General features: G+C 54.5%; 15 protein-coding genes. 11 read left to right on the top strand and 4 right to left on the bottom strand.

Going from position 1 to position 25,419, the window contains the following annotated elements; all coding sequences use genetic code 11:
• Positions 1 to 297: 297 nt before the first annotated feature.
• The 8 genes from GSQ91_RS26100 to GSQ91_RS20735 all read left to right on the top strand — a co-directional run bounded on the left by GSQ91_RS26100 (position 298) and on the right by GSQ91_RS20735 (position 8,838).
• A complete protein-coding gene (locus GSQ91_RS26100; RefSeq protein WP_158823656.1) occupies positions 298 to 2,448 on the top strand; it encodes a sigma 54-interacting transcriptional regulator in 2,151 nt (716 codons plus the stop codon).
• Positions 2,449 to 2,740: 292 nt separating this feature from the next.
• On the top strand, positions 2,741 to 4,003 hold the full coding sequence (egtB, locus tag GSQ91_RS20765) for an ergothioneine biosynthesis protein EgtB (protein ID WP_158823655.1): 1,263 nt from the start codon (positions 2,741 to 2,743) through the stop codon (positions 4,001 to 4,003).
• Between the two features lie 312 nt (positions 4,004 to 4,315).
• On the top strand, positions 4,316 to 5,206 hold the full coding sequence (locus GSQ91_RS20760; protein WP_158823654.1) for an alpha/beta fold hydrolase: 891 nt from the start codon (positions 4,316 to 4,318) through the stop codon (positions 5,204 to 5,206).
• Positions 5,206 to 5,907, top strand: coding sequence for an alpha/beta fold hydrolase (locus GSQ91_RS20755; protein ID WP_254064773.1), 702 nt, complete (start codon positions 5,206 to 5,208; stop codon positions 5,905 to 5,907). The genes GSQ91_RS20760 and GSQ91_RS20755 overlap by 1 nt, the downstream gene beginning before the upstream one ends.
• A gap of 87 nt (positions 5,908 to 5,994) precedes the next feature.
• The gene (locus GSQ91_RS20750; protein WP_158823653.1) at positions 5,995 to 6,768 is read left to right on the top strand and encodes an SDR family oxidoreductase; all 774 of its coding nucleotides are present in this window, start codon (positions 5,995 to 5,997) and stop codon (positions 6,766 to 6,768) included.
• A gap of 68 nt (positions 6,769 to 6,836) precedes the next feature.
• On the top strand, positions 6,837 to 7,658 hold the full coding sequence (locus tag GSQ91_RS20745) for an alpha/beta hydrolase (RefSeq protein WP_158823652.1): 822 nt from the start codon (positions 6,837 to 6,839) through the stop codon (positions 7,656 to 7,658).
• An 86-nt stretch (positions 7,659 to 7,744) separates the two neighbouring features.
• Positions 7,745 to 8,278: a DUF417 family protein gene (locus tag GSQ91_RS20740; protein ID WP_158823651.1), complete on the top strand. Its 534-nt coding sequence runs from the start codon at positions 7,745 to 7,747 to the stop codon at positions 8,276 to 8,278.
• A 149-nt stretch (positions 8,279 to 8,427) separates the two neighbouring features.
• Positions 8,428 to 8,838, top strand: coding sequence for a nuclear transport factor 2 family protein (locus GSQ91_RS20735; protein ID WP_158823650.1), 411 nt, complete (start codon positions 8,428 to 8,430; stop codon positions 8,836 to 8,838).
• A 64-nt stretch (positions 8,839 to 8,902) separates the two neighbouring features.
• On the opposite strand, the gene GSQ91_RS20730 is transcribed toward GSQ91_RS20735, so the two are convergent.
• The 4 genes from GSQ91_RS20730 to GSQ91_RS20715 form a co-directional block, all read right to left on the bottom strand.
• On the bottom strand, positions 8,903 to 10,144 hold the full coding sequence (locus GSQ91_RS20730) for an MFS transporter (RefSeq protein ID WP_158823649.1): 1,242 nt from the start codon (positions 10,142 to 10,144) through the stop codon (positions 8,903 to 8,905).
• A gap of 16 nt (positions 10,145 to 10,160) precedes the next feature.
• Positions 10,161 to 11,048, bottom strand: coding sequence for a class II fructose-bisphosphate aldolase (locus tag GSQ91_RS20725; protein WP_158823648.1), 888 nt, complete (start codon positions 11,046 to 11,048; stop codon positions 10,161 to 10,163).
• A gap of 88 nt (positions 11,049 to 11,136) precedes the next feature.
• On the bottom strand, positions 11,137 to 12,588 hold the full coding sequence (locus GSQ91_RS20720) for an NAD(P)/FAD-dependent oxidoreductase (RefSeq protein WP_158823647.1): 1,452 nt from the start codon (positions 12,586 to 12,588) through the stop codon (positions 11,137 to 11,139).
• Between the two features lie 356 nt (positions 12,589 to 12,944).
• Positions 12,945 to 14,075 carry a beta-propeller fold lactonase family protein gene (locus tag GSQ91_RS20715; RefSeq protein ID WP_254064771.1) on the bottom strand — a complete coding sequence of 377 codons (1,131 nt, stop codon included), beginning with the start codon at positions 14,073 to 14,075 and terminating at the stop codon, positions 12,945 to 12,947.
• A 431-nt stretch (positions 14,076 to 14,506) separates the two neighbouring features.
• Here GSQ91_RS20715 and GSQ91_RS20710 point away from each other — a divergent pair, with 431 nt between their 5' ends.
• The 3 genes from GSQ91_RS20710 to GSQ91_RS20700 all read left to right on the top strand — a co-directional run bounded on the left by GSQ91_RS20710 (position 14,507) and on the right by GSQ91_RS20700 (position 25,241).
• Positions 14,507 to 18,145: a carboxypeptidase-like regulatory domain-containing protein gene (locus GSQ91_RS20710; RefSeq protein WP_158823646.1), complete on the top strand. Its 3,639-nt coding sequence runs from the start codon at positions 14,507 to 14,509 to the stop codon at positions 18,143 to 18,145.
• Between the two features lie 153 nt (positions 18,146 to 18,298).
• On the top strand, positions 18,299 to 22,444 hold the full coding sequence (locus tag GSQ91_RS20705; RefSeq protein ID WP_158823645.1) for a CBM35 domain-containing protein: 4,146 nt from the start codon (positions 18,299 to 18,301) through the stop codon (positions 22,442 to 22,444).
• A gap of 151 nt (positions 22,445 to 22,595) precedes the next feature.
• Positions 22,596 to 25,241: a glycoside hydrolase family 2 protein gene (locus GSQ91_RS20700; RefSeq protein WP_158823644.1), complete on the top strand. Its 2,646-nt coding sequence runs from the start codon at positions 22,596 to 22,598 to the stop codon at positions 25,239 to 25,241.
• The last annotated feature ends 178 nt before the right edge of the window (positions 25,242 to 25,419 follow it).

Here is a 25,419-nt window from a genome sequence, read left to right as displayed (position 1 = left end):
TCGGAGGCATTAGCTCATGACGATGGGATTTAGTGGCACAGGGATTCAAACATGGACTAGCGTCGACATTGCGGCGGTAGATATGGCTTTGACGTCAGTCCGTCTTTCATACTCCGGCGGTACAGATCAGATCTCGAAGGGGATTGCCCGATGTTTTATACGAGTGAGGCATTAGCGAAGCTCGTTCCTCACCTCGGCTCTCATTGACAAGTGTTGACCTCCGATCCCACATTACAATCAAGCCTACGCACGAGTGGGACTTTTTTCTTACGGAGTGGCGTCGAGAAAGGAGAGCTGATGGAGTCTGCAACACAATCTGCCCCTGAGCTGGTTTTGAGCACGAAAGATGAGCGGGACACGTCGGGTTTGCTTTCCTCCGAATCGGTGCTCAACATTCTGCGGTTAATTCTCGCGGGAGCTCCTTTGGCAGAAGTTCTCACAATCATTGCTCAACTGGTTGAGTCTCCGGGCGACGGGACATTGTGTACCATCTGGCTCCCGCACGAGGACGGAAAGCAGCTTTATTGTGCGACGGCACCCAGCCTCCCAGGATTTATTGCTAACGCAGGATCGATGACGATCGGTCCAATGGGTGGATCCTGTGGCACAGCCGTCTATCGCAAGGAACCGGTCTATGCCAATGATATCCTCACGGACCCCGTATGGGATCAGTATCGTCACCGGCTCTTACCTTTTGGAATTCGAGCGGTGTGGTCGCGACCGTTGTTTACGAGCGAAGGCCGCATCCTCGGAACGTTCGCCATTCATTATCGTGAACCGCGTAGCCCTGACGCCGGCGATCTGCAGCTGATCGAGAATGCCAGCCATATCGCGGGAATCGCAATCGAGCGCCATCTCAATGAGGAAAGCCTCCGACTTGAGCGCGATCGACTACACCTGCTTCTGGAAATCACGAACAGCATGACATCAAAGCTGGACCTCCGTCGTTTGGTGGAGACACTGTCCACTAATCTGCTAAGAGTCACGCGATGCGACTTTTGCGCTCTCCTCCTGCCGGATGCAGATAGTTCGCAACTGCGCGCCACCATTCTCTACAACCCTGCGGGTCGAGGCTCCATCGTCGACGGAACGAAGGTTCCACTGAAAGGATCGACCTGTGGCAAAGCCTTTCTCACAGGCAAGAATCAACATATCAACAGGCTTGAAGACCTCAGGGATGATCCCGAAACCTACGGTAGTAGCGAAGGTCGGCACTTCTTTGCGCGAGTGCAGGCAGAGGGCTTGAAATCCGGATGCGAACTCCCGCTTATCGGTCGAAAGGGAGTTGTCGGTGTCTTGGGTGCATTCAGTCGCTCGGAGAGGGCCTTCTCCGAAGATGAATTTGCCTTTCTGGAACAAGTTACCCATCAAGTAGCCATTGCTGTTGAGAATGCATTGGAGTTTGAAAAGGCAACCGAAGACCGCGTAAGCGAGACGAAACGCAGACTGTATCTCGAAGAGGAAATTCGGGCTGAGTTTGGCGCAATCGTGGGCGATAGTCCAGCGCTAAAGAGCGCCTTACACTTAGTGTCAGTGGTGGCGCCTACGAGTTCGAGCGTGATCATTCAAGGTGAGACGGGCACGGGGAAGGAACTGATTGCACGAGCCATTCACAATCTGAGCGATCGCAGGGATCGTGCCTTCATCAAATTGAATTGTGCCGCAATCCCGCTTGGTCTCCTCGAGAGTGAGTTGTTCGGACACGAAAAAGGAGCGTTTACCGGAGCGATCGCCCAGAAGACGGGGCGTTTCGAACTTGCGCACAAGGGGACACTCTTCCTCGATGAAGTCGGCGACATTCCACTGGAACTCCAGGCAAAATTGCTGCGAGTCCTGCAAGAACAGGAATTCGAGAGGCTAGGTAGCAATCGCACCCACAAGGTAGACGTCCGCCTCATCGCAGCCACCCATCGTGATTTGCCGGCAATGGTAAAACAGTCGACGTTTCGCGAAGACCTCTACTATCGGCTGAAGGTATTTCCGATCCATGTTCCCGCTCTGCGGCAACGCACGGAGGACATTCCGAAGCTCGCCAGGCATTTCACTGAGTTCTACGCGTGTCGCATGAATAAGAGAATCGACACAATCCCATCGGAGACCATGGATGCGCTTGTGCGATATCGCTGGCCGGGAAACGTGCGCGAACTGCAGAACTTCATTGAACGTGCAGTGATTCTTTCTCCTCACACCGTATTACGTGCGCCAACTTCTGAACTGGAACCCTTCAGCGATCACAAGAGCCCAAATATGACCATGACGGGACTTGAAGAAGTTGAGCGGGATCACATTCTCCGTGCGCTTGAGGCAAGCAATTGGGTTGTAGGCGGTCGAAGTGGTGCTGCGGAGCGACTAGGAATGAAGCGCACATCCCTGGTTTACAAAATGAGGAGGCTTCGGATTACCCGTCCAGCCTCCTCTAGCCAGGAGAGCCGGGTGCCTCAGGGCTGATTATCTCTTGCTGTCCACCGCGATAATTATTGCGACGACAATCCGTCAGTGGCGGATATCAGACACAAATCCGTCAGTGAAGAGCAACAGCACGTCGGGATGCCCTCAACTTTATGTTCTTGTAGATAGAGGAATCTATCGCCTTCACAATCACGCTTCGAAGGCACTCGCCAGATGGCAAGTAATTTGCTTCATTAGAGTCGCGCCTGAAGTCAGCACCGAGTGGCACGGTTCTGTCGAACCTATCGCTAAACTTGGTCTGACCTGAGAATCCGGCGAATGAAACAAAATCATGTCGATTCTCGACTTGAAATACAAAGCCGTGCGGTCGATGACCTGGTCCCTCGCAGCGAGTTTGTCCGCCGAAGATCAGATGGTCCAGTCATGTCCTGAAGCCAGTCCTGTGAAATGGCATCAGGCTCATACGACCTGGTTCTTCGAAACATTCGTGCTGAGGCCGTTTCTCGCGGATTACAAACCCTTTCGCGAAGAGTTTCATCGTCTCTTCAATAGCTATTACATCTCTCTCGGCGAGGAGATTCCCGAGAAGAAGCTGCGTGCCTTCTTTTCTCGCCCGTCACTGGATGAGGTTCTGGCCTTTCGCGCACACGTTGACCGGGAAATGGGAAGGCTCTTAGAGCGTTTTGTGGATGAGGAAGCGTCACGTCGCATCGTGTTGGGTTTAAACCATGAGCAACAACACCAGGAACTGGCCCTGACTGATATTAAGCATGCATTCTTCTCCAATCCGTTGCGTCCCGCGTATGAAGCGCCTTCGCTCGGGAGCCAATCCAGTCACACAATCCTGAAGCTCGGATGGCACAGTGTTTACGGTGGACTGATTGAAATCGGTCATCCGGTGAACGCAGAGAGCCCCATGAGTTTCTGCTTCGACAACGAGACTCCCCGCCACAGGGCCTACCTGGAACCGTTCCGAATCGCAAACCGCTTAGTTACCTGCCGCGAATATCTGGAGTTTATTTCCGATGACGGATATACGCGTCCCGAACTCTGGCTGTCGGATGGTTGGGAGACGGTGAAGCTGGCAGGTTGTGAGGCACCGCTGTATTGGGAGCGTGATTCTGGGGATGAGACGGGCTGGCGCGTCTTCACTTTGAGGGGATCGCACGGGCTCTCTGCGCTCCTCGACACCGCCGTTTGCCACATCAGTTTCTTTGAAGCCGATGCCTTCGCCCGCTGGCGCGGCTGCCGACTTCCAACAGAGGCAGAATGGGAATTCGTTGCCAGCCAGAAACCACAGATTGGGAATTTGCTGGATATGGGGAGGCTACATCCCGCACCAGCAACTGGAGAGGGTGTTGACCAACTTTTTGGGGATTGCTGGGAATGGACTGCCAGCCCTTACGCGGGCTATCCGGGATACAAGCCCCTTCCAGGGGCGTTAGGCGAATACAACGGAAAGTTTATGTCCGCTCAGATGGTTTTACGTGGGGGCTCCTGCGTCACGCCTCCGGACCATGTGCGCGCAACCTATCGGAACTTCTTTCCACCCGCGACGCGTTGGCAATTCACTGGAATACGCTTGGCGGTCTAAATGGACTTAGGTGGTATGGCAGATGCTTTATCGTGTCAAACCTCGCGACCAACTCCCGTCAGTGTTGGACAGCCGTCGCGCGTCCGTCAGTTAATGACTGAGATCTGTGCGGACCCGCGAATCGATCCTTCAAGCCAGGAAGGAGTTAGCTTGGCTGCTGGCCGTGAAGTGCGGGCAACGGTGTTTGGCACTGCAGTTGCTTTCAAATACACGGCATGCGTTCCGTCTCCCACAGAGCAAGCGCTATGAGCAGAAGAAATACCAATAAGTAGGCCGTGGTTAAACAGATTAATCAGAGTCAGAAGGAGCTTTATGAGTACTGTTTCCAAATTCGCTGTACCCGTGACATCCGTTCACAAAGTCAAAGCAGATGGAGTCGAAGTCTTCTACCGTACGGCGGGTGACCCGAATGCGCCGGTGGTGCTCCTGCTGCACGGATTCCCGACATCGTCGTTCATGTTTCGCGAGCTCATTCCACGCCTCGCGGATCAGTTCCGAGTGATCGCACCAGACTTGCCTGGTTTTGGATTCACGGAAGTACCGATGGAAGGAACATATACCTATTCGTTCGATGCGCTGGCGCGCACTTTGGAGGCGTTCACAGATGCTCTGAGTTTGAAGCGCTATGCGATTTACGTGTTCGACTACGGGGCTCCTACAGGCTTCCGTCTGGCGATGAGCCACCCTGAACGAATCTCGGCGATCGTTTCACAGAACGGCAATGCCTATGAAGAGGGGCTCGGCGACGCGTGGGCGCCGATCAGGAAATATTGGTCTGAACCGAGCGAAGCAAATAGAGATGTGATCCGCCAAAACATCTTGAATTTCGAAGGAACGCGTTGGCAGTATACGCACGGTGTAGCGAATCCGGAGAGCGTTGCGCCCGAGTCGTACACCTTGGATGCCGCTTTGCTGGAACGCCCGGGGAATAAGGAGATTCAGCTCGACTTGTTCCTGGACTACGCATCGAATGTGAAGCTTTATCCGAAGTTTCAGGACTACCTTCGCGAGTCGAAACCACCTTTGCTGGCCATCTGGGGCAAGAACGATCCATTCTTCATTCCCGCTGGCGCTGATGCTTTTCGTAAAGATCTACCAAATGCGCAGGTCCGGTTCCTGGATACAGGTCACTTTGCCATTGAGACGCATGTGGTGGAGATCGCTTCTGCCATGAAGGAGTTTCTCGAGAAGGAGATTTTGTGATGACCTCCTCTCCTCAAATGGGGACGGCCGTGCTGGTTCACGGAGCCTGGGCTGATGGATCTTGTTGGAATAACGTCATTCTCCCATTGAAAAGCAAGGGATTCATGGTGACGTGTGCGCCACTTCCTCTTACATCCTTTGAAGATGACGCTGCTGCTCTTCGACGCGTCGTTGAGAGGACTAATGGTCCTGTAATCCTCGTCGGGCACGCGTATGCGGGCTCTGTGATCGCCGCAGTCCAGGATGATCGAGTCAAGTCGCTGGTATACATCGCGGCGTTGGCGCCCGACGAAGGAGAGACGGTAGGAGATGTCTTTTACAAGACCGTCCCGCACCCCAACGCTCCCCAGGTCTCGCCCGATGTTCATGGCCTGATTTGGATGCCGGAAGACGGGTTCAGTCAGGCGGTCGCTCATAAGGCATCTTCGGATCAATTGGCCATCATGGCCGCGGTTCAGCGGCCAATCTCGGTGAACTGCATCCAGGAGAAGGTTGCGACTCCGTCGTGGAAGACAAAGCCGTCGTGGTTTCTTCTCGCCGAAGAAGACCGCATGATCAACCCTGCCACCCAGCAGTTCATGGCTGAGCGGATGAAAGCAAACGTTCGGTCGCATAAGGTGGACCACACTCCAATGCACACGGCTCCAGACCTCGTGGTTAGCATCATTCTGGAAGCCGCGCAAAGTACGTTGGCAAAGTAAACGCTTGAGCCGCGAGTGTCGCTGTCACCGAGGTGAAAGGCCTTCGCGGACCATCCCAGACGCAGTAGGCAACTCGAGAATGAAATTATGAAAACCAAATCTGTTGCTATCGTCACTGGCGCAAGCCAGGGAATCGGTGGTGCTACTGCTGTGCGGTTAGCACGCGACTTCTCCGCCGTTGTACTCGTAGCAAGAAATAAAGACGAATTGGAGAAGACTGCAGCGGCGGTCAACTCCGCAGGCGCGGAGTCACTGATCTATGCGCTCGACCTGCGGGATCCTCGGTCGCCTGAAATTATCGTCAAGGGCACCCTTGATCGCTTTGGCAGAATCGATGCACTGGTCAACATTGCCGGTGCGGTGCCGCAGATTGATCTGTTCGAGATGACAGATGCACAGTGGGACGACGGCATGGCACTCAAACTTCATGGTGCGCGCCGCCTCACTGTACAGGCCTGGGATGCACTGAAGGCTTCGAACGGATCTGTCGTCTTGATTTCCGGAAGTGCTGCTCTCGATCCGAAGCCAGGTTTCGCGGCCGTAGCGACCATCAACGCTGCCATCATTGCGCTGGCGAAGGCCTTTGCGGAGCAAGGCATTAAGGATGGGGTTCAGGTCAACAGCGTCGTTCCCGGCGCAGTCATGACCGGTCGTCGTCGCTCCTTCATGGACCATTGGGCTCCGGAGCACGGCCTGAGTGTGGAAGAGGCGATGAAGCAGTTTCCAGAGAAAGCCGGTATAGCTCGCTACGGCAAACCAGAAGAAATCGCCGACCTGATGGCCTATCTGGTGTCGCCCGCAGCGAAGTGGATGACGGGAACATCCGTGCGTATGGACGGCGGCGAAATCAAAGGCATTTGAGCACTCGAAAACGTGATGCGATTGGCGTCGCGAACCCTTACGCATTGATCAATAGGCAAGGAGATGACGTGGACAGTTATCGGGGCATGGATCGAGAGGTGCTCGACCGCGCCTACAACAACGTCGCCGCAGTGCCCGATGTCGCGGAAAAGATGGCCGATTTCGGCCGTCGCAGCACTACGATCTACGAGGCTGTCGGCGTCAAGCGAGACCTGGCCTATGGTGAGGCCGCGAGCCAACGAATAGACTGGATCCCCGGCCCCGACGCTGGGGCTCCGACCGTTGCCTTCCTTCACGGGGGCTATTGGCAGAGCCTGTCGAAGGAGAAGTTTGCTCATATCGCCACCGGCCCGCTCGCGCATGGCTTCAACGTGGCGCTTATCGAATATACGCTCGCGCCCGAGGCACGCTTTGGCGCTATCGTCAACGAGATTGGCCACGCGATCGAATTCCTGGCAACCCATTTCAAAGAATGGGGGGCCGATCCCGCGCGTCTCTGCCTTGCGGGCCATTCCGCTGGCGGCCATCTGGCAGCCTGGCATCGGACACATCCGGCGGTCTCGCTCGTGCTCTGCATCAGCGGACTGTACGATCTCGAGCCGATCCGGCTTTGCTATCTGAACGAGAAGCTCGATCTCACCCCGGCCGAGGTCGCGGCTTACAGCCCGGAAATGCACATCGGCGTTGGCGCGCGAACCCTGCTGACCGTGGGAGGCGCTGAACTGCCCGAATTGAGGCGTCAGACTGCAGATTACGCCTCTTGCCTACGGGCACGCGGCGAGTTGGTCGAGGAGATTTCAGCGCCTGGCTGCAACCACTTCACGATATTGGAGACCTTGGCACTCCCCGACGGCGCAGCGGTCGAGGCCGTCGTCCAAGCATTTTCTTAAGGCGGCCTCATCAGGATCAGAAGAGTTCATCACGACGAAGACCATTGGTTTTTAAGACTTCACGAAAGCGACGGAAGGCCAACAGTATGAACGCTCCAGGATCAGCCGCAGTTTCTTATGGACAAGCCAATAGCAGATTAACCAAATTGGCCGCTTGGATAGATGAGCGTAACCTTCCCTTCCTGGTTACCAGTATCGGCATGATCGTTATGCTCCTTTGGGCCGGAGCTTACAAGATGACCGTCCCAGGCGCTGATGGCATAACGCCCTTGGTAACTCACAGCCCGCTGATCGGCTGGCACTTCAAAGTGTTCGGACCGTATATCGGCTCCGATTTAATCGGACTTACTGAATGGATTGCCGCAATCTTGTTTTTGGCAGGCTACCTGAGGCCTAAAGTTGGTATCGTCGGCGGCCTCATCGCAACACTTATGTTCTTCATAACCAGCACGATGATCATGACTACTCCCGGCACAACGACTGTGGTTCACGGGATGAGATACATGAGCTTTCTGGGCCTGTTTCTGTTCAAGGATGTCATCTCCCTAGGGGCATCGTTATACCTGATCAGCTATTTCGGGAAAAAGGCTATTCAGTTAGAAAACACAGCAAATAGTTAAAGGAGTCGAGAACTCAGCAATTGTGAAGTGACAAAGGAATGAACCAGAGTGGTGCAGAAAACTTTTCTGCGACTTGTGAAAAATGAAGCGTCCTCAGCCGGTTCGTAGTTCATAGAGCGGGTTGAAGCTGACCGCAAAAGGAGACTGAAATGAGTATTGTGATTGCACCACCGTTCGTTGATCCAGAACTCGCAGCAAAGAAAGTGCAACTGGCCCAGGATCTGTGGAACACGCGCGACCCGGAGAAGGTGGCGTCCGCCTATACAGAGGACAGCCAATGGCGTAATCGTGCTGAGTTTATTCAGGGCAGGCCGGCCATCGTGGCGTTCCTTCGGCGAAAGTGGGACCGCGAGCTGGATTACAAGCTTAAGAAGGAGTTATGGGCATTTCACGACAATCACATAGCGGTCAAGTTCCGATACGAATGGCATGACGATAGCGGCAATTGGTTCCGAAGCTACGGGAATGAGCTTTGGGAATTTGCGCCCAGCGGGTTGATGCAGAGGCGAGAAGCGAGTATCAATGACATTCCGATACGTGCCGAGGATCGGCAGCTATAGCTCCCAGCTTCCAGCACGATAACTGTAAGGCCTGGCATAGGCTGCACAAGCTGTTACGCACCTCTCAACGTCGAGATGAAAATGATTGAGCGGAGGCAGTCTCAAGGGATCGCCTTCGACCGGGGCGCTCCCTTCTAAAGGCGTAGAGGGCTGCGAGGCCTAGCAAAGTCTGTGCAGAGGCGAAGACAGTTAGAGCAATATTAAAACCAAACGCAATCAGATGTTGAAAGCACAGTGCTCCTGCGCCCATCCCCAGGAAGTTCGCGAACGTTGCGAATCCAGTAATCTGACCTCTGTGCTTGGGGTCCAATGACGTCGTAATACTGGACATGAGTGGATGCGTCGCGTCGAATCCAACAGACAGCGCTGCGATAACAAGCGCGGCGACCAACCGTCGGCTGTGTGGGAGCAACAGGAAACCGCATCCTGCCGCCCAAAGAAATCCCAACGGGACAACGTATCTTCTTCCGTAGCGATCCCCCCATTTCCCAATCGTGGCCCCGAAGAAAATCCCTGGTAGACCGTATCCTGCGAGGGCTAAACCGATGCCGGCGTCATGCAGATGATAGCGGCGTGTCAGCAGAACTCCCAGCCAGGAAAAGATGCCCCCGTGGAAAGCTCCGTTGCAGAAAATGAAAGCCAAGGTCCGGCCACCCCGCGATTCGTCCAGAACAACGAGGTACTCGCGAATCACTCGGCCGAACGAACCGGGCTTTCTATGCACCCTGACAATTGAGCGAGCATCCAGAAAGACAAAGACGGCGCCCATGCAGCACACGCAGGCGAGCATTCGAAACTCGTTTCTCCAACCAAAGAGCGGATTCAGAATGGGCCCCAGCGTTGAGCCGAATCCAATACCCGCTGCGATCGCTCCAAACATCCTGCCCATGGGCCGTCCCTGAATCGCATAAGGATAGCGGTCACCAACAATTGCTAACGAGATGGTTACGATTCCGCCACACCCCACGCCCGATAGGATCCTCGCGACGATCAGTGTCCTCCACGATCCCGCAAATGAAACCATCAGCATCGTCGTCGTGGCAAAACATAGAAGTGCCACTAGGGTAGGAGCGCGTCCCCACAAGTCAGACAGCGCTCCGTATACCAGTGTCGAGATCCCATAAGAAATCAGGTAGCCTGCGATCAGCCAACCCAGTTGATAGGCCGGCACTGCAAATTCCTTCGAAAATGCAGGAATGAGCGGCGCGACCATGTAGTTGCTGTAGAAGACGGCAAACGCGAGAATTGCCATTACCCAAAGCTGAACCTTGACGTTTGTAGCAGAAGGTTCGGTCAGAAGTTCCATAGTATAGGTGCAAACCTTACTGGGCTGTCGATGTCCGTTGCTGCTGATTGAATAGCCGCAATCGGGAGAGGACGACGTGCTTGACCGATTCTTCCGCGATAGGCAGCAGCTTATAGGGAACGATTTCCCGTGGCTTTTGCGCGAAAGCCTGTTCCATGCCGCGCCGCCAAGCAACCCGCAACTCAGTGTTGATGTGAATGATATTGATTCCCGCGGCGATCGCTCCCCGGAGATCGCTGTCTTCTGTGCCGGAGCCGCCGTGCAAGGTCAGCAGGCTCTTGGTCGCACTCTTAATCTCCCGGATACGTACGAGGTCGAGCCGTTTTTTAACATCACCTTCTACCATGGCTTGTACCATTCCGTGACTGTTCCCGACTGCTGGAGCGAGAACATCAACTCCGGTACTTTCTACAAATTGTCTTGCTTCGTCCGGCGTGGAGAGATCCTTCGATCGGTCAGGAAGCGAATCATGAATCTCAGACCCTGTTCCGATGTTTCCAATCTCACCTTCGACGATGATCGTCGGGTTGATTGATTTCAGCGCTTCGATCGCTTGCCTGGTTTGCTTAACGTTCTCCTCAAACGGTAATGCGGATAAGTCATACACGACCGAATCGAATCCAGCTTTGGCCGCCGCTATCGCGCTCTCCAGGGAATGAGTATGGTCGGCATTCAGAAAGATAGGAAAGCCCTCTTCCTCGCGCAGGCTCTTGACCAGGGCTGCGATTTGAGCAACACCTAAAAACGCGCGCTCACCTTCCGATGCCCCGACGATTACGGGAACCTGTAATTCCTGAGCAGACGCGAACACAGCTTTTAGCAAGATCCAATCGGAGATATTGAAGTGACCGATGGCCGTACCGTTGGTCTGTGATTCTTCTAATAGAGTTTTGAGCTGGTACACTTTTTTCTCCTTTAGCTCTGTTCATAATTCCTTGGGGTAAACGCGTATGTAGTCTTGTTCCTCTCGAAGACGGTCGACTATCTGTGCATCAAAAGGCTGTCATTAGCGAGGGTGCAGACGAGAATAACGGACTGAGTCCTTCCACAAGAGTCGGGTGAGCCCAGATGGCATCGCGGAGTGCGGTATAAGGCAGACTGGCGATCCTGGCAGTCTGTACCGATGCCATGATCTCTCCTGCATCGACGGCAAAGGCGGTGAAGCCAAGGATAAGATCATCGTTTGCTCCTACGAGCGCTTTCAAGAATCCGCGTGTCTCGGAGAGAGTGTGGGCTCGCAGCACTCGTTCCATTGGGATTTTGAACAAGCGATAGTCGATTCTTCGCGCATTGGCTTCTCTCTCCGTCAGACCTATGCGTGCAAGTTCCGGGTCCGTAAAAAGGGTGTAGGGGATTTGCCTGCCTGTCGTAACATGATTGCCCCCTGCAAGGTTGTCGCGGACTACGCGGAAGTCGTCAACGCTGACATGCGTGAACTGAGGGGTCCCGGCCACCTCGCCAATGGCCCAAACGCCTGGTGCGGTCGTCTCGAGCCGTTCATTGACCTTAATATAGCCGCGATCATTCAGTTCAATACCTGCGAGCTCCAGTCCCAGGTTCTCCGTATTTGGCCGTCGACCCGCTGCGACAAGCAGATGAGTGCCCACGAGAGTCGTTTCTTTTCCTTTTTGCTCGACAACAACGCTCACTGAACCGCCTGATTTGCCAGAAATGCGTTTCACACTTGCATTCACGACTGTGTCGATGTCCTCGTCCTTGAACAAGGTGGCAAGACCGTTCGTCACGTCATCGTCTTCTAAATGCAACAAACGGTCATTTCGATCGATGACAGTGACCTTGCTGCCGAATCGACGCATCGCCTGCGATAGTTCCAGTCCAACGTAGCCGCCGCCGATCACAATAAGCTGCTCGGGAACCTGATCCAGTTCGAGTGCCTCGACGTGTGTCAGTGGCTGCGCATCAGGTAGACCGGGTATCGCTTCAGACGCAGCCCGCGTACCCGTGCTGATGATTACATTGGTCCCGCGAAGCCGACGAGTCGTCCCATTGACAAGAGCGACTTCCAGCGTTTTTGGTCCTACGAAGCGCCCTGATCCGAGAATGAATTCGGCGCCGGTCTGCTTGAAGTTATCGCGATATATATCGTTCAAGCCCGATACCATCGCACGCTTTCGGGCCCGCACTGCCAGCATGTCGATGTGGAAACCATCTGCGACGGCACCGAATTCTTCACCTCGACGAACGTACGACGCTACCCTCGCACTCTGAATAATGTTCTTGCTCGGGAGACAGGCAATGTTCGGGCATGAGCCACCTATGTACTTTCGCTCAATCACCGCGACGCGCTGTCCTTGACTGGCAAGTGTCCACGCGGCGAGGGTCGCTCCTGTGCCATCGCCGAGAATAACTAGGTCGTAGTCTTCCAAAACCGGAGATCGGTTTTCATGATCTGGTGGAAGTCTCTTGCTTTCATTTATGTCCATGTCTGCACGACCTTGCAATCGTTTCGCCATTGTTTAGGGATTCGGCTGGGAGACAGAGTCTACGATCTAAGCTCCTCTATCTCAGTCAGTTATGAAATAGATTCAACTACGCATGTTGGGTCTTGCGTGACGAACCTGAGACTACAGTCCGACACTGACGGAATTTGGACACTATCGCCGTCGCAAACACGCTCGTCTCTATGAAGTTCAAGGACGGACAAACAGATGATCCAGAAACGAGACTCTGCATTCCTGAAGATGTAAATACAGATCAATGTAGGCGGAAGAAGATGCGCTTTCCTTACTAAAGGAGGTGCAGGTCCTGGAATAGTGAACCCAAGACCTGCATCGTTTGGCTAAAGAGCTGCTATCCCGTTGAAGCCGACGGTCTTTGGTAGCCCATCAATGTCGCCGAGAGAGACAAGGGTGCCGTCGGAGTTGACACTGTAGATGCCGACGGAGCCTGTGCCGGAGTTCATTGTGTAGATAAACTTGCCATCGCTGCTGGCTGCGATATCAAGATTAGTCGTGCCCGCCGGGTTGGAGCTGAGAATCGTTCCGGCAATGGGAGTCAAGGAACCGTTGGCTGCGACGGAGAAGCCGGCGACCGTAGCTGTGGCAGAGTTATCGGCATAGACATACTTGCCATTCGGAGTGATGACGTTCCAGCAGTTACCATCGCCAAAGGTCTGAAGGCTCTGGCTGATGGCTGTCACGGTTCCATCGGCGTTGATGGTATAGGAGGAGATGCTGGAGACGTCCGTCCCGTTGGGTTGATTCTCAGAGACAATCAGCTGACCGTTTGGTGTGAAGATAGCAGCGAAGACGCCAGGAGTGATGCTGTGGTTAATGACGATCGACCCAAGTGTTCCATCGGGGTGGATGGGAAGGGTGTCGATGTTGTTGGGAACCTTCTCGATGACGGCGAGTGTCTTTCCATCGGGGCTAATGGAGATGGAAGAACCGCCGGAGTGCGTAGCAGTGAGATGCACGGTCGAGTTGGGGATTTCGTGAAGGAGTCCGAGATCATCAGCGCGGAAGGCTACGATTGCTCCGTTTCCACCCGCATTGAGGACGTAGACGATGCCATTGTGCTCGGCCACGGCAACTGGCTCGGAGCCGCCAGTAGGCTCCTGATCAACGAGGACAGGCAGGCTGCCCAGGAGATGAAAGCTGGAGATAGTGCCGCTACCTGAGTTGATAGCAAAGAGTAGATTGCGGTCGTGACTGAGGGTAAGCGAACCTTGCGATTGCAGTGGGTCAGTGGTGCCACCGCTTCCGCGGCCACCGGTGGCGAAGCGCTCTTTCAGCGTGAGCCTGCCGTCGAAGAGCCGTTGGTAGGCGAGGACTTCGTTCTTTACAGTGTCGTTCGTCATGACGAAAACTGTAGACGCAGAGCCGATAGAGCTATCGGCGGCATGCATGGTGGAAGTAAGTGCTCCTGCACTGAGCGCGATAGTCAACACGTTACGAACTGCTTTTAACATTGGCTGCTCCTTGATGGGTTAGTGGTGAGGGAACCGATTCGCGCACAAAGAGGAACTGCACGTTGTTCGAGGAGCAACGCTTAAGTAATATCCGCTTTGTGCGCACCCATTGGAGATGTCGAACGAAGAAAGGTTACAAGCTCAAGCAAGAAGGCCGAAGGTTCGAAAATATCTATTGGAAATGGACGACCAATCTGGGGCCGGGTTTTTCCGTGTCTCTCCAGTAGCTTTTGTTTGAACTCCAATTCGACTGCAATTCGAAGCATTCAACTTTTTTCTTGACAAAGTTTATGTCGGGCGGGTAGCGTCATGTTTCGGTAACGTACACGACACTTTGACCTACGTCTACGTGACGTATCTTACCCTCGCCTTCGGGCGCGAATTTTGGTGCTGCCCGCTATGCGATTGAGAGGCAGGAAGGTCTCACGATAATGAACGGAAACAGGCACGGAGTTGGGCGCGGATGGCCTCCATCCAAGTTCTTTGTTAGCGGTGTGAAGGTATTGGTAAGGCTGATGCTTCTCCTTGCAGTCACGCTTCCGGCCTCATTGAGAGCCCAAACGTTGACCGGGCGCGTTGTGGAAACCACTGGAGCTGGTCTACCGAAGGCGCGTGTGGTTGTCCATAATCAGGCGACGAATGTCGAGGTCGTTACCGCTACGACGAGCACTGGTGACTATACGGTGCCTTATCTGAAGCCAGGCGTCTACAGTGTGACTGCTTCATCCCCGGGCTTCGGCATCGAAGCGAGGACCGATATTACCGTTCAGGTGAGCCAGACGGTCACTATCAACTTTGTGATGAAGGTCGGCGCGGTCACGGAGACGGTCAATGTCAGTGGGGCACAGCTCGATCATGACAAAGCGGACATCGGCGAGGTCGTTGAAAACGAGCGCGTGACGGAGCTACCGCTGAACGGCGGAGACCTGGGACAACTGGCGCAACTCAGTGCTGGAACTTATTACTCTGGCAGTGTCCTGTATGTGCGGCCGTTTGATAACTCCGTGGCAGCCCTGTCAATCAATGGCAGTAGCTATGGAAACAACGAGCTACTGCTGGATGGCATATCCAATGAGGCCGCTCACGGTGATGCCTATAACGGGACGAACTCGCAACAGGGTTATATCCCGCCGGTGCAGGCCGTGCAGGAGTTCAAGGTCGTCACGAATCCCTTCGATGCCACGTATGGACGTCTGCAAGGCGGCGTGATCGACACGATTTTGAAGTCGGGCACGAATCAGCTGCATGGAAGTGTTTATGAGTTTGCGCGACGCGCGTACCTGGATGCGAATCTCTGGGCGAATGATTTTAACCATATTCCGAAGGCGTCACATACACGTGACCAGTATGGTGTCGAATTAGACGGTCCAGTCGTCATTCCCAAGATTTATAACGGGCGAGACAAAACGTTTTTCTTGGCGCAGGTCGAGAACTGGAGTGAGATCTTTCCGGGCGTAGCGCTTGACTCTGTTCCTGAACCGCAATGGCTGACCGGCGACTTTAGCGACTTGACGTACTTCGATGCTCCCACGCAAACGATCAAGCCTATTACGCTATTTGATCCGTTGACCACACGCATCGTAAATGGAACGCCAGTCCGCGATCCATTCCCGACGGTCAACGGAAAGATCAACCAGATTCCGATGAACCGCATAAGTCCATTCGCGCTTGCGATTCTGAAGTACTACCCAACTCCCAATGCAACGCCTACCCCGCAGTCCACGTCGTACACGCGAAACTATGTCGCTCCGAGCCCCACGACAGATACTTACCGGAACGCCTTGATCAAGGTCGATCAGGTCATTGGATCGAAGGACCGAGCGAGCCTGCGATATGGCTATTGGGAGCGGTCAGAGACGCAAGATCAGAGTGGCATTCCGGGCATCGGAGCGTACGGTGAGTATCCTCACGGCGAACGCGTCAACTCGTTTGGCCCGGAGTGGATTCATACGGTCACTCCCCAACTGATCTTCGATTTCAAGGCGTCCGTGATTGTGCGGGGGAACATTCTGAACGAAGGCCCGCTAGGTTTCGACATGAGTTCACTCGGATTTCCTGCCTCCGAGATCAGCCAATTCGGCGTGTACAACAACTTTCTGCCTTATACCAATCCGAGCGAATTTACTTCGATTGGAAACAGTGGCGGTCAGTTCACTGTAGGTAACTCCCTTGCCATGCTTCCGAGCGTGACCTGGACGAAGGGCCGGCATACGATTCATACAGGTCTCGACGTTCGTTTCCTGCAGACCGGATACCGTTATCAAACGGGAGGTCCAAGCTTCAGCGTGGATCGTACGTGGACGCAATCCAACTACCAGTCTGGAGACAACGCGAGCGGAAACAGCATCGCTTCCTTGCTGCTGGGCACGGCGACCTCGGGACAGGTGCTTATCCAGCCAACGCTGCTCTTCTCGCAGCATTACTGGGCGCCGTTTATTCAGGATGACTGGAAGCTGCTGCGGAACGTGACAGTGAATCTGGGCATTCGGTACGACCTGAACCAGCCGCCGACAGAGCGCCACAACCGATTCGATTACGACTTCAACCCGAATGTTACGAACCCGGTCTCTGCCGGGCTCAGCGTACCGGTAAAAGGAGGTCTGGAGTTTCCCGGTGTGAACGGAAATCCCCGCTCCTACAACGAGCTCGATACGGCGACGTTCCAGCCGCGTATCGGCGTCGCGTATTCGCCGATACCCAAGCTGGTTGTCCGGGCCGGCTTCGGTATGTTCTTTCAAAACCCGAACCCTGGTCCCAATGAGACCGGCTTCTCTGCGACCACGCAATATGACGCTTCGAATAATGGCGGCATTACACCAACACAGAACCTCGGTGTTCCGGGGAATGGCGCCAATCCCGCCGTTCCAACAGCTCCGTTCCCGATCGTCATCCAGCCAACCGGATCTTCGCTCGGATATCTGACAGGGCTTGGTCAGGGCCTGTTCTATCTCAATCCGAAGTTTGCGTCGCCGCGTACGTATCAGTACACGGCCGGTATCCAGCAACAGTTCCTTAAGGATGATGTCTTCCAATTGAACTATGTGGGCACGCGGACCGTGCATACTGGAACGAGCGACAACATCAATCGTCCATCTGTTGCTTCGTATGCGCAGTGCGATTCGGAACTGGGTGGCAACCCTGCCGTGTGCAACAGCAATACGGGTGCCTATGTACCCAATCCATTCGAGGGCGTCAACGGATTCCAGGGTTCGAACTATTACACCCAGCCCACCATCCAGGCTTTGAATCTGACGCGTCCTTTCCCGGCGTTTGGCGACATCACGGAGTACGACATCAATGGTGGCAAGACCTGGTATAACGCATTGCAACTTACCGCATCGCACCGAGTGAGTCAGTCGATCACAGTGCATGGCACATGGACGTGGGCCAAGACGATGGACGCAGGCGGATACACGGATACGATCTATCGTGTCCAAGCCCGCAACATCGACTCCCAGGATTTCACACACCGCATTACTTTCTCCGGTTTCTGGCGGTTGCCAGTCGGCCGAGGCAGGGCGCTTCTCGGCCACGTGAATCGTGGCGTGGATACCGTGCTGGGCGGATGGGAAGTGGCAACCATCGTTTCGTGGCAGACTGGTTTTCCTTGGCAGCTGAACGGAAGCACGGATTACAACGGTGGCGGTAGGATTCAGCGGAAGGTGACTGCTACCGCAATTACCGGCGTAAGCGATGCGTGTGTCGCCGACTGGGAGTTAAATAATGCCGGAGTTTACCAGTTGACCTCGAAAGGCACGAGCTCCACGTGCAATGGCAACTATAGCTTCGTCTCAATTCCAAGCTACGGCATTCATCCTAACGTGGTCTATACGGGAATCCGTGATCCGGGCACCGAAGACATGGATGCGAGCCTCTCCAAGAGCTTCGATATCTACGAACGGCTCCATGCACAGTTCAGGATCGACGCCTTCAACGCACTCAATCACCCCACGTTTTCGGGCGGATACGACTACACTCCCACGGACGGAACCTTTGGCCAGATCATTAAGAGCGGCGGCCAGAGCAACCAGCCACGCAATATCCAACTGACCTTCAAGGTTCTTTGGTAGGCAATATAAGTACGCTGCCGTGAATTGAGCATTGAGCCGCACCCGCCAGTTGATGGTGGGTGCGGTCACCAAACAATTTTCGGCTCAGCGAATCTCCGTGCTAGCCAAAGCAGCAAACGCTCCAAAACTTGCCCTGGTCTGAAGGAGATCGATATGGGTCACACACCGGAAACAGAGAACCAAGCGGGCCATAATATCTGGAAAGAATTCTTATCGTCTGTATTGGCTTCGCTCACCCTTCTTATCCTGATAGTTGTCTCAGGATGCAGCAGCTCCTCTGGAGTTTCCGGCACGACCACAATGACGATTACGGCTATGACGCCAGGCACCGTTTACACAACCGGCGGACAAGTCGTATTCACCGGTACGAACTTTACGCCAGAGACCACCGTCACGTTCGGCGGCATCGCGGCGCAGAAGATGTATTTTCAGAGCTCGGCGCTGGTGACGGCCATTACTCCTGTCGTTTCGGCGGCGGCGACTGTAGATGTTGTGATTGCCACGCCCAACAAGGGAGGTGTGACGATGGCGCACGCGCTGCAGTACACGCTTCTCCCTCCGCCGGCTCAGGCGGGCGGCTGCACCTCGTTGCCCTGCACGTACCAGGCGACGAGTGGTGCCAATACGCTGCTTGGTACGGCTGCGGTAGCTACGTGCGCCGGATGCCCCCAGGGTATGAAGGTTGGCAGTCTTGGATATGGCGGGTGGGTGATCATCAACAATGTCTACGCTCCCTCCGATGGCAATTACACGCTGACCATTACGGGATGTGAAGGAGCAGGCACGCAGACCTACAAGGTGGTTGTCGACGGAGGCGCCGCTATCAGTGTTCCGCTTTCGGGCAGCACCTGGACCGCTCCGGCACCGCCTGTGTCCGTCACGATTCCGTTGAAGGCAGGGAGCGCGAATACGGTGCAATTAGGAAATGATACCGACTGGTCCCCAGACGTTGTCTCTATCCAGATCGCCAATCCAAGTGGAAACAGCTCACTACCGTACATTCTGACATCCCTCTCGCCAACTCAGCTTCCGTTGGCGGGCGGACAGGTTGTACTTACAGGAGCCAACTTCGATTCGAGTGCGGCTGTCAGTTTCGGTGGAATTGCTGCGACAGCGACCACCCTGCAAGGGACGACACAGTTAACAGCGACAGCTCCCGCAGTCACTTCCGGAGGAGCCGTCGACGTTACGGTGAGCTCATCTGCTGGTGGCACCGCAACACTGGCGAAGGGCTTAACCTTTGTCCAGTGCCAGACCTTCCCGTGCACCTACCAGGCCGCGGATGGTGAGAATACCCTCGTAGGGAACGCGGCAGTTGCGACCTGCTCCGGCTGTGCGCAAGGTGTCAAAGTTGGTGGCCTTGGCATGGGCAGCGATGTGATCTTCAACAACGTGTACGTTCCTTCTGCTGGAAACTACACGCTAACCATCACCGGCTGTGAAGGAGGTGGTACCCAGAACTATCAGGTCATCGTGAATGGAGGCTCGCCGGTCTTAGTTCCTCTTACTGGTAACAGTTGGACGGCTCCAGCCGCTCCAGTCGCCATTACTGTCACGCTTGCCACGGGAGGGAACAACACGATCGAATTGGGCAACGCTACGGATTGGTCGCCCGATGTAGTTTCTATTGCTTTGAGCGCAGCAAATTCCACCACTATTCCAACTATTGCCTCGGTGACGCCGAGCCAGCTTCCGATCACTGGAGGGCAGATCACGGTTACGGGAACGAACTTCACGCCGGGTACTACGTTGATGGTCGGTGGTGTTGCCGCAAGCCTTGTCACGGTGCAGAGTGCGACGCAATTGACGGCCTCCGCTCCCGCCAGTAACAAGGTAGGAGCAGCGGACGTGACGGTGAACTCTCCTGGAGATGGAGATAGCACGCTACCCGGTGGTCTGACATATGTTGAGCCTCCGGCATGCACCAGCTCCACCTGCGTGTACCAGGCATGGGATCCGCGGAACACGCTGAATAAGGGCGCGGGGGTAGCAACGTGCGTCGGCTGTCCGAATGGCCTGAAGGTAGGCAGCATGGGCAATGGCAACGGTGTGACTTTCAACAATGTGTATGCGTCGGCTACAGGGAACTACATCGTGACGCTTGTGGGCTGCGAAGGCAGCGGCACGCAAACTTACCAGGTCTCTTCAAACGGAGGTGCGGCCACAAATATACCGCTCTACGGAAACAACTGGTATGTTGCGACTCCTCCAGTATCGACGGTGGTTTCGCTGAATGCAGGCAACACGAACACCATTACGGTCACCAACGCGACGACGTATTCTCCCGATATCGTATACATCGCAGTAAGCCCAGCAAACACTGGAGCCTCACCATCACAGACTGTAACGATGTCGAGCGGCCAGAATGAGATTCTGTACGATCTCGGCACGGGCCTTGCGACCTTCTCCAATGGCGGAGCGACCAAGATCACCAATTTCTATAGCCAGGCCTACAGTGGTCTAACGTTGTATCGAAGCACGTCGTCCTCGTACACCCGCACTGCTACAAGTGTGGCGAACAACGGGACAGACATCACACTGACGGCGAGCGATGGTTCGCCGACCATGATCCAACACTTTCTACTAAGTAACGATCACTTTACCGTACAGGCAGAGCTGGATGACGCGAGTGCAGGCAGCAGCGAGATGTCTCCAGTTGTTGTGGATGGCACTGGGGCCGTAGACCTGGGTGCCTATGCAGACCCTCGGTTCCTGGTTGTGCCTTTCGACAACAACGCCTACTACAACTACAACGCAGAGACTTCGAACGGCATCTCGGACACTAGTTATGAAGTTGGCGCGTTCTACGACAACACGAGCCGCAATGGCCTGGTCATCGGTTCGGTAACTCACGATACCTGGAGGACGGGAATTGAGTTTACCGGTGATGCCAACAGCAAGCTCGACTTCCTGTGGGCTTATGGCGGAGCGAACAGCACTGAGGACCAGTTGCCTCATGGAGCGGTGACCGGCACAAAGATCCTGTCTCCTGTGATTATGGTTGGCTACTACAGCGACTGGCGCAGCGGCATGGAAGATTTTGCGAATACGAACGCGCAATATGCTCCGATGCTGGCCTGGTCTGGTCCATCTCCGATGGGCTGGAATAGCTGGGGCAAGATTCAGAGCAACCTGAGCTACACAAACGCAACGGCCGTGGAAGACTATTTCCATACGCAGCTGCCGAACTATAACAATCAAGGAACGGTCTACATCAATCTGGACAACTACTGGACAAACCTGTCGGAGACTCAATTGCAGGACTTTGTCACCCACGCCCACAGCCAAGGTCAGAAGGCTGGGATCTATTGGACTCCCTTCATTATCTGGAACTGGACCGATCTGACCGGCCCGGTTGATGGCGCTCCGAACTATACGTTCGGCGACATCGTGATGAAAAACTCGGACGGAACACCAATGGGGGCCATTGACAGCGGATGGGGAGCTGATCCAACGCATCCTGGAACGCAGCAGAGGATCGATTACTACATCAACATGTTCAAGACGTTGGGATTCGACTATATTAAGCTCGACTTTCTGATTCATGGTGATCTGGAGGGCGGCTCGAACAACGGTTACTTCTACGACACTACGATCCAGACGGGTACCCAGGCCTATAGCCAGGCGATGAAGCGTATCTACAATGATGTTGGTACTTCAATGGTCATCGACGAGTCGATTGCTCCCGTCTTCCCCTATCAATACGCGCACACGCGCCGCATCGCGGGGGACACGTACGGATCGATAGAGGACACCAAGCGTGAGATGGCCTCCGATAGCTATGGTTGGTGGATGGCTGGGAGAATCTACGACTGGAACGATCCAGATGAGATGCTTTTGGAAGGAACTGAGACCCCCTCGGGGTCGACAACAGCTGTACCTTATACGGCAAATGAAAACAAGAGTCGTGTAACGTCGGGGGCTGTTGCCGGGTTCATGCTGAACGGCGATGACGTGACGGACTCCGGCGCACCTCCGCTCGTACAGACGTGGCTGACCAATACAAACATCAACAGCTTGCCAGCCCTCGGATTGAACTTCCGCCCGGTTGAAGGGAACACCGGGACTTCACCCGTAAACGTTCTTGTCGCTCAGAAAGGAACTACCTACTACATCGCAGTCTTCAACTATGACTACAGCAATCCTTTGAACACGACCATCGATCTCGGACGCGCCGGGCTAAATAGCACGACACAGTACAAGATGACGGATCTGTGGACAGGAACTACATCCTCAGTTACCGGTAGCGCAACGGTAGCACTTGGTGCCGCTGAAAGTACGATTCTCCAACTGCAGTAGAATTCTTCGGGAGGATTACTGCCGAATTGCGCAGCAATCCTCCGCTCCTTATCTACGGTGTACGCAATTTTATTAGGGCATTTGCATTGCGCATTTAGCTAGGACGTACACGTCGCGATTTTAAACAATATCCAGCTGAGGATGAAAATAGATGTTTCGAGGTCGAACACTTTGCAGCCTTATCGTACTTATGACCGCGTTCACGCTTCCATGCGTCGCGACGGAAGCACGACGCTTGGAGCGCATCCCGATCAATAGCGGATGGACGCTTCGGCAACTTCAGGACGATGGCATGGCTGAAAGCCAGAGTCCGACCCCGCCGAAAGAAAACGACAAATGGCTCCCTGCGGTGGTGCCGGGCGATGTGCATCTTGACCTGTTGCGAAATGGAAAGATTCCCGATCCATTCTATAGGGACAATGAGGCGAAGCTGCAGTGGATAGAGAAGGTCGGTTGGGAGTACCGCACGTCCGTCGAAGCGACCCCCGCGACGCTGGCCCGCGAGCATATCGAGTTGGTCTTTGAAGGCCTGGATACTGCTTGCACGGTCTATCTGAATGACAAGCGTATCGAGACACCGAACAACATGTTCAGGCCGTGGCGGATCGATGTAAAGCCGACGCTTCATCGAGGTGCGAACGATCTTCGGATTGTATTCCCGGCTCCTATGAAGGCAGCCGAGGCAGTGGCGGAAAGAGACCCATGGCACTCTCGCACGCATACGGATCCCAAGGGATATATACGCAAGGCGGTCTATGAGTTTGGATGGGATTGGGGGCCGCGATTCGCAACGAGTGGCGTCTATCGGCCTGCGTATCTCGAGGTGTGGGACGATGCTCGGATCGATGACGTATTTGCAGAGCAAGTAGATGTATCGGCTGCCTCTGCGCATGTTGATCTTCATGCGGACATCCTGGCTTCCAAGGTGGTGAAGGGGATCGTGAGCATTAGGTATGGTCTGAATGACAAGCCTTTTCATGTGGAGAGACTTGTTACGTTGTCGCCGGGTGTAAACAGGATTACATTTCCCATCGAGGTCGATCATCCCCAGCTCTGGTATCCATCAGGTTATGGAGCCCAGCCGATCTATCACTTTGATGTCAGCCTGAAGGAAAAAGCGACTGAACTAGAGCGGCGAGAGATAAAGACTGGATTGAGGTCTGTTGTACTTCGCCGAGATCTCGATCAGTGGGGGAGATCCTTTGAGTTTGTCGTCAACGGCATTCCCATCTATGCCAAGGGGGCGGACGTTATTCCCTTCGACAGCTTCCCAAACCGCGTGACGGATGCCAAGTATCGGCACATCCTGCAATCTGCAAAAGATGCCAACATGAACATGGTTCGGCTTTGGGGCGGTGGCTATTACGAGACAGATGAGTTCTACGATCTCTGCGACGAACTGGGATTGATGGTCTTTCATGACCTGATGTTCGGCAATAACTGGCAGCCCGGTACGTACGAATTCAAGCAAGACATTCAGCACGAAGCCGAATACCAGATGACGCGTCTACGAAATCATCCGAGCATCGTATTGTGGGACGGGAACAACGAGACTGAAGATCTGCGAGACTGGAATGGCAACGGGCAGCTGCCACCCGCAGTTCACGAACGAATATGGCAGGACTACCTGACCGAGTTTAGCGGCGTTCTTGCTACGACAGAGGCGCGTGTCGATCCAGAAGTTCCTTACTGGCCCAGTACGCCGAGTGCGGACTATGAAGAGCTGAGCGACGCGTATCAAAGTGGCGACAATCACGATTGGAGCGTTTGGCACGGCGGTGTTGACTTCAGCGAGTATGAGAAGCATCACTGGCGATTCACATCGGAGTACGGATTCCAATCGTTTCCTGAGCTGAAGACGGTCGAGAGTTTCACCGCGCCGGAAGATCGTACGAGCATTCTCTCCGATGTCATGAAGGCCCACCAGAAGAACGGATCAGGCAACAGCTTGATTCGTGAATACATGCACCGCTACTACGGGGAGCCCAAAGACTTCCCGTCGTTCCTCTATGCCAGCCAAGTATTGCAGGCGGAGGCTGTGAAAGTTGGAGCGGAGTTCTGGCGTCGTGAGCGGCCACGTTCGATGGGGTCGCTCTACTGGCAGCTCAACGATTGCTGGCCTGTCGCATCGTGGTCGAGCATCGATTACTACGGACGGTGGAAAGCGCTTCAATATTATGCCCGCCGATTCTATGCTCCCGTGCTGATATCTCCTCACCTGGAGAACGGTGTGCTATCGGCGTATGTTGTCTCCGACAAGACAACACCGCAGAAGGCCGAACTCAATCTGAGAATCATGCACTTTGATGGCTCTGTTGTGAAACAGGTGACGCAGTTGGTGGACCTGCTTCCGCTAAGTTCGACGGTTGTTACTCGGCTTCCAGTCTCTGAGTTGCAGGAGCAGAGTGGGAAGAAGCTTGATCCCGCTAGTGTGTTTGCTTCGGTCGAGCTCTCGATTGGAGGGAAAGTTGTCTCGTCCAACACTCTATACTTTGTTCCGACTAAACAGATCAAACTACCTGTTCCGAATATCCAGTCTCAACTGACAAAGAGTGGCGATGGATATGATCTCGTTCTGACCTCTCCTGTTCTAGCTAAGAGCGTGCTGGTCGCCTTTGGCAACCTCGAGACGGAGATCTCGGATAACTATGTAGATCTGCTGCCTAATCAGCCGGTAAAGATTCACATCAAGACGAGCGCTATGGAGGGGCAATTGAAGTCACAGGTTAAGCTCACTTCATTGGCCGACGCTTTTGGCCCTTCAACGAACGACGAAGATAAGATCGGCAAGAGATAGAAGGTTTCGCAGGTCGTCGGGATCGCCGCGAGGCAGCACGACGACCTGCTCTATCGCCCCATCACAGCACGAATCGAATTCTTGCGCCGCATGTCATTAGCTACGCGGAGGATGAAGAACGGGTGTGACGAACTCCTCGCGAGGCTACTGCGGAAGCTTTCGCGGTCTTGCGAGTGAA

Source organism: Granulicella sp. S156 (genome assembly GCF_009766105.1).
Taxonomy (GTDB): Bacteria; Acidobacteriota; Terriglobia; order Terriglobales; family Acidobacteriaceae; genus Granulicella.
The sequence above is the reverse complement of the archived record's forward strand: the minus strand, read 5'-3'. Positions and strand labels throughout refer to the sequence as shown.

Bases quoted from the DNA above. Each gene is read 5' to 3' on its own strand.
- GSQ91_RS20760 (WP_158823654.1), top strand. From the start codon at position 4,316: ATGAGTACTGTTTCCAAATTCGCTGTACCCGTGACATCCGTTCACAAA.
- GSQ91_RS20735 (WP_158823650.1), top strand. From the start codon at position 8,428: ATGAGTATTGTGATTGCACCACCGTTCGTTGATCCAGAACTCGCAGCA.
- GSQ91_RS20700 (WP_158823644.1), top strand. From the start codon at position 22,596: ATGTTTCGAGGTCGAACACTTTGCAGCCTTATCGTACTTATGACCGCG.
- GSQ91_RS20705 (WP_158823645.1), top strand. From the start codon at position 18,299: ATGGGTCACACACCGGAAACAGAGAACCAAGCGGGCCATAATATCTGG.
- GSQ91_RS20740 (WP_158823651.1), top strand. From the start codon at position 7,745: ATGAACGCTCCAGGATCAGCCGCAGTTTCTTATGGACAAGCCAATAGC.
- GSQ91_RS20720 (WP_158823647.1), bottom strand. From the start codon at position 12,588: ATGGACATAAATGAAAGCAAGAGACTTCCACCAGATCATGAAAACCGA.
- GSQ91_RS20750 (WP_158823653.1), top strand. From the start codon at position 5,995: ATGAAAACCAAATCTGTTGCTATCGTCACTGGCGCAAGCCAGGGAATC.
- GSQ91_RS20755 (WP_254064773.1), top strand. From the start codon at position 5,206: ATGACCTCCTCTCCTCAAATGGGGACGGCCGTGCTGGTTCACGGAGCC.
- GSQ91_RS26100 (WP_158823656.1), top strand. From the start codon at position 298: ATGGAGTCTGCAACACAATCTGCCCCTGAGCTGGTTTTGAGCACGAAA.
- GSQ91_RS20730 (WP_158823649.1), bottom strand. From the start codon at position 10,144: ATGGAACTTCTGACCGAACCTTCTGCTACAAACGTCAAGGTTCAGCTT.
- GSQ91_RS20715 (WP_254064771.1), bottom strand. From the start codon at position 14,075: ATGTTAAAAGCAGTTCGTAACGTGTTGACTATCGCGCTCAGTGCAGGA.
- egtB (WP_158823655.1), top strand. From the start codon at position 2,741: ATGTCGATTCTCGACTTGAAATACAAAGCCGTGCGGTCGATGACCTGG.
- GSQ91_RS20710 (WP_158823646.1), top strand. From the start codon at position 14,507: ATGAACGGAAACAGGCACGGAGTTGGGCGCGGATGGCCTCCATCCAAG.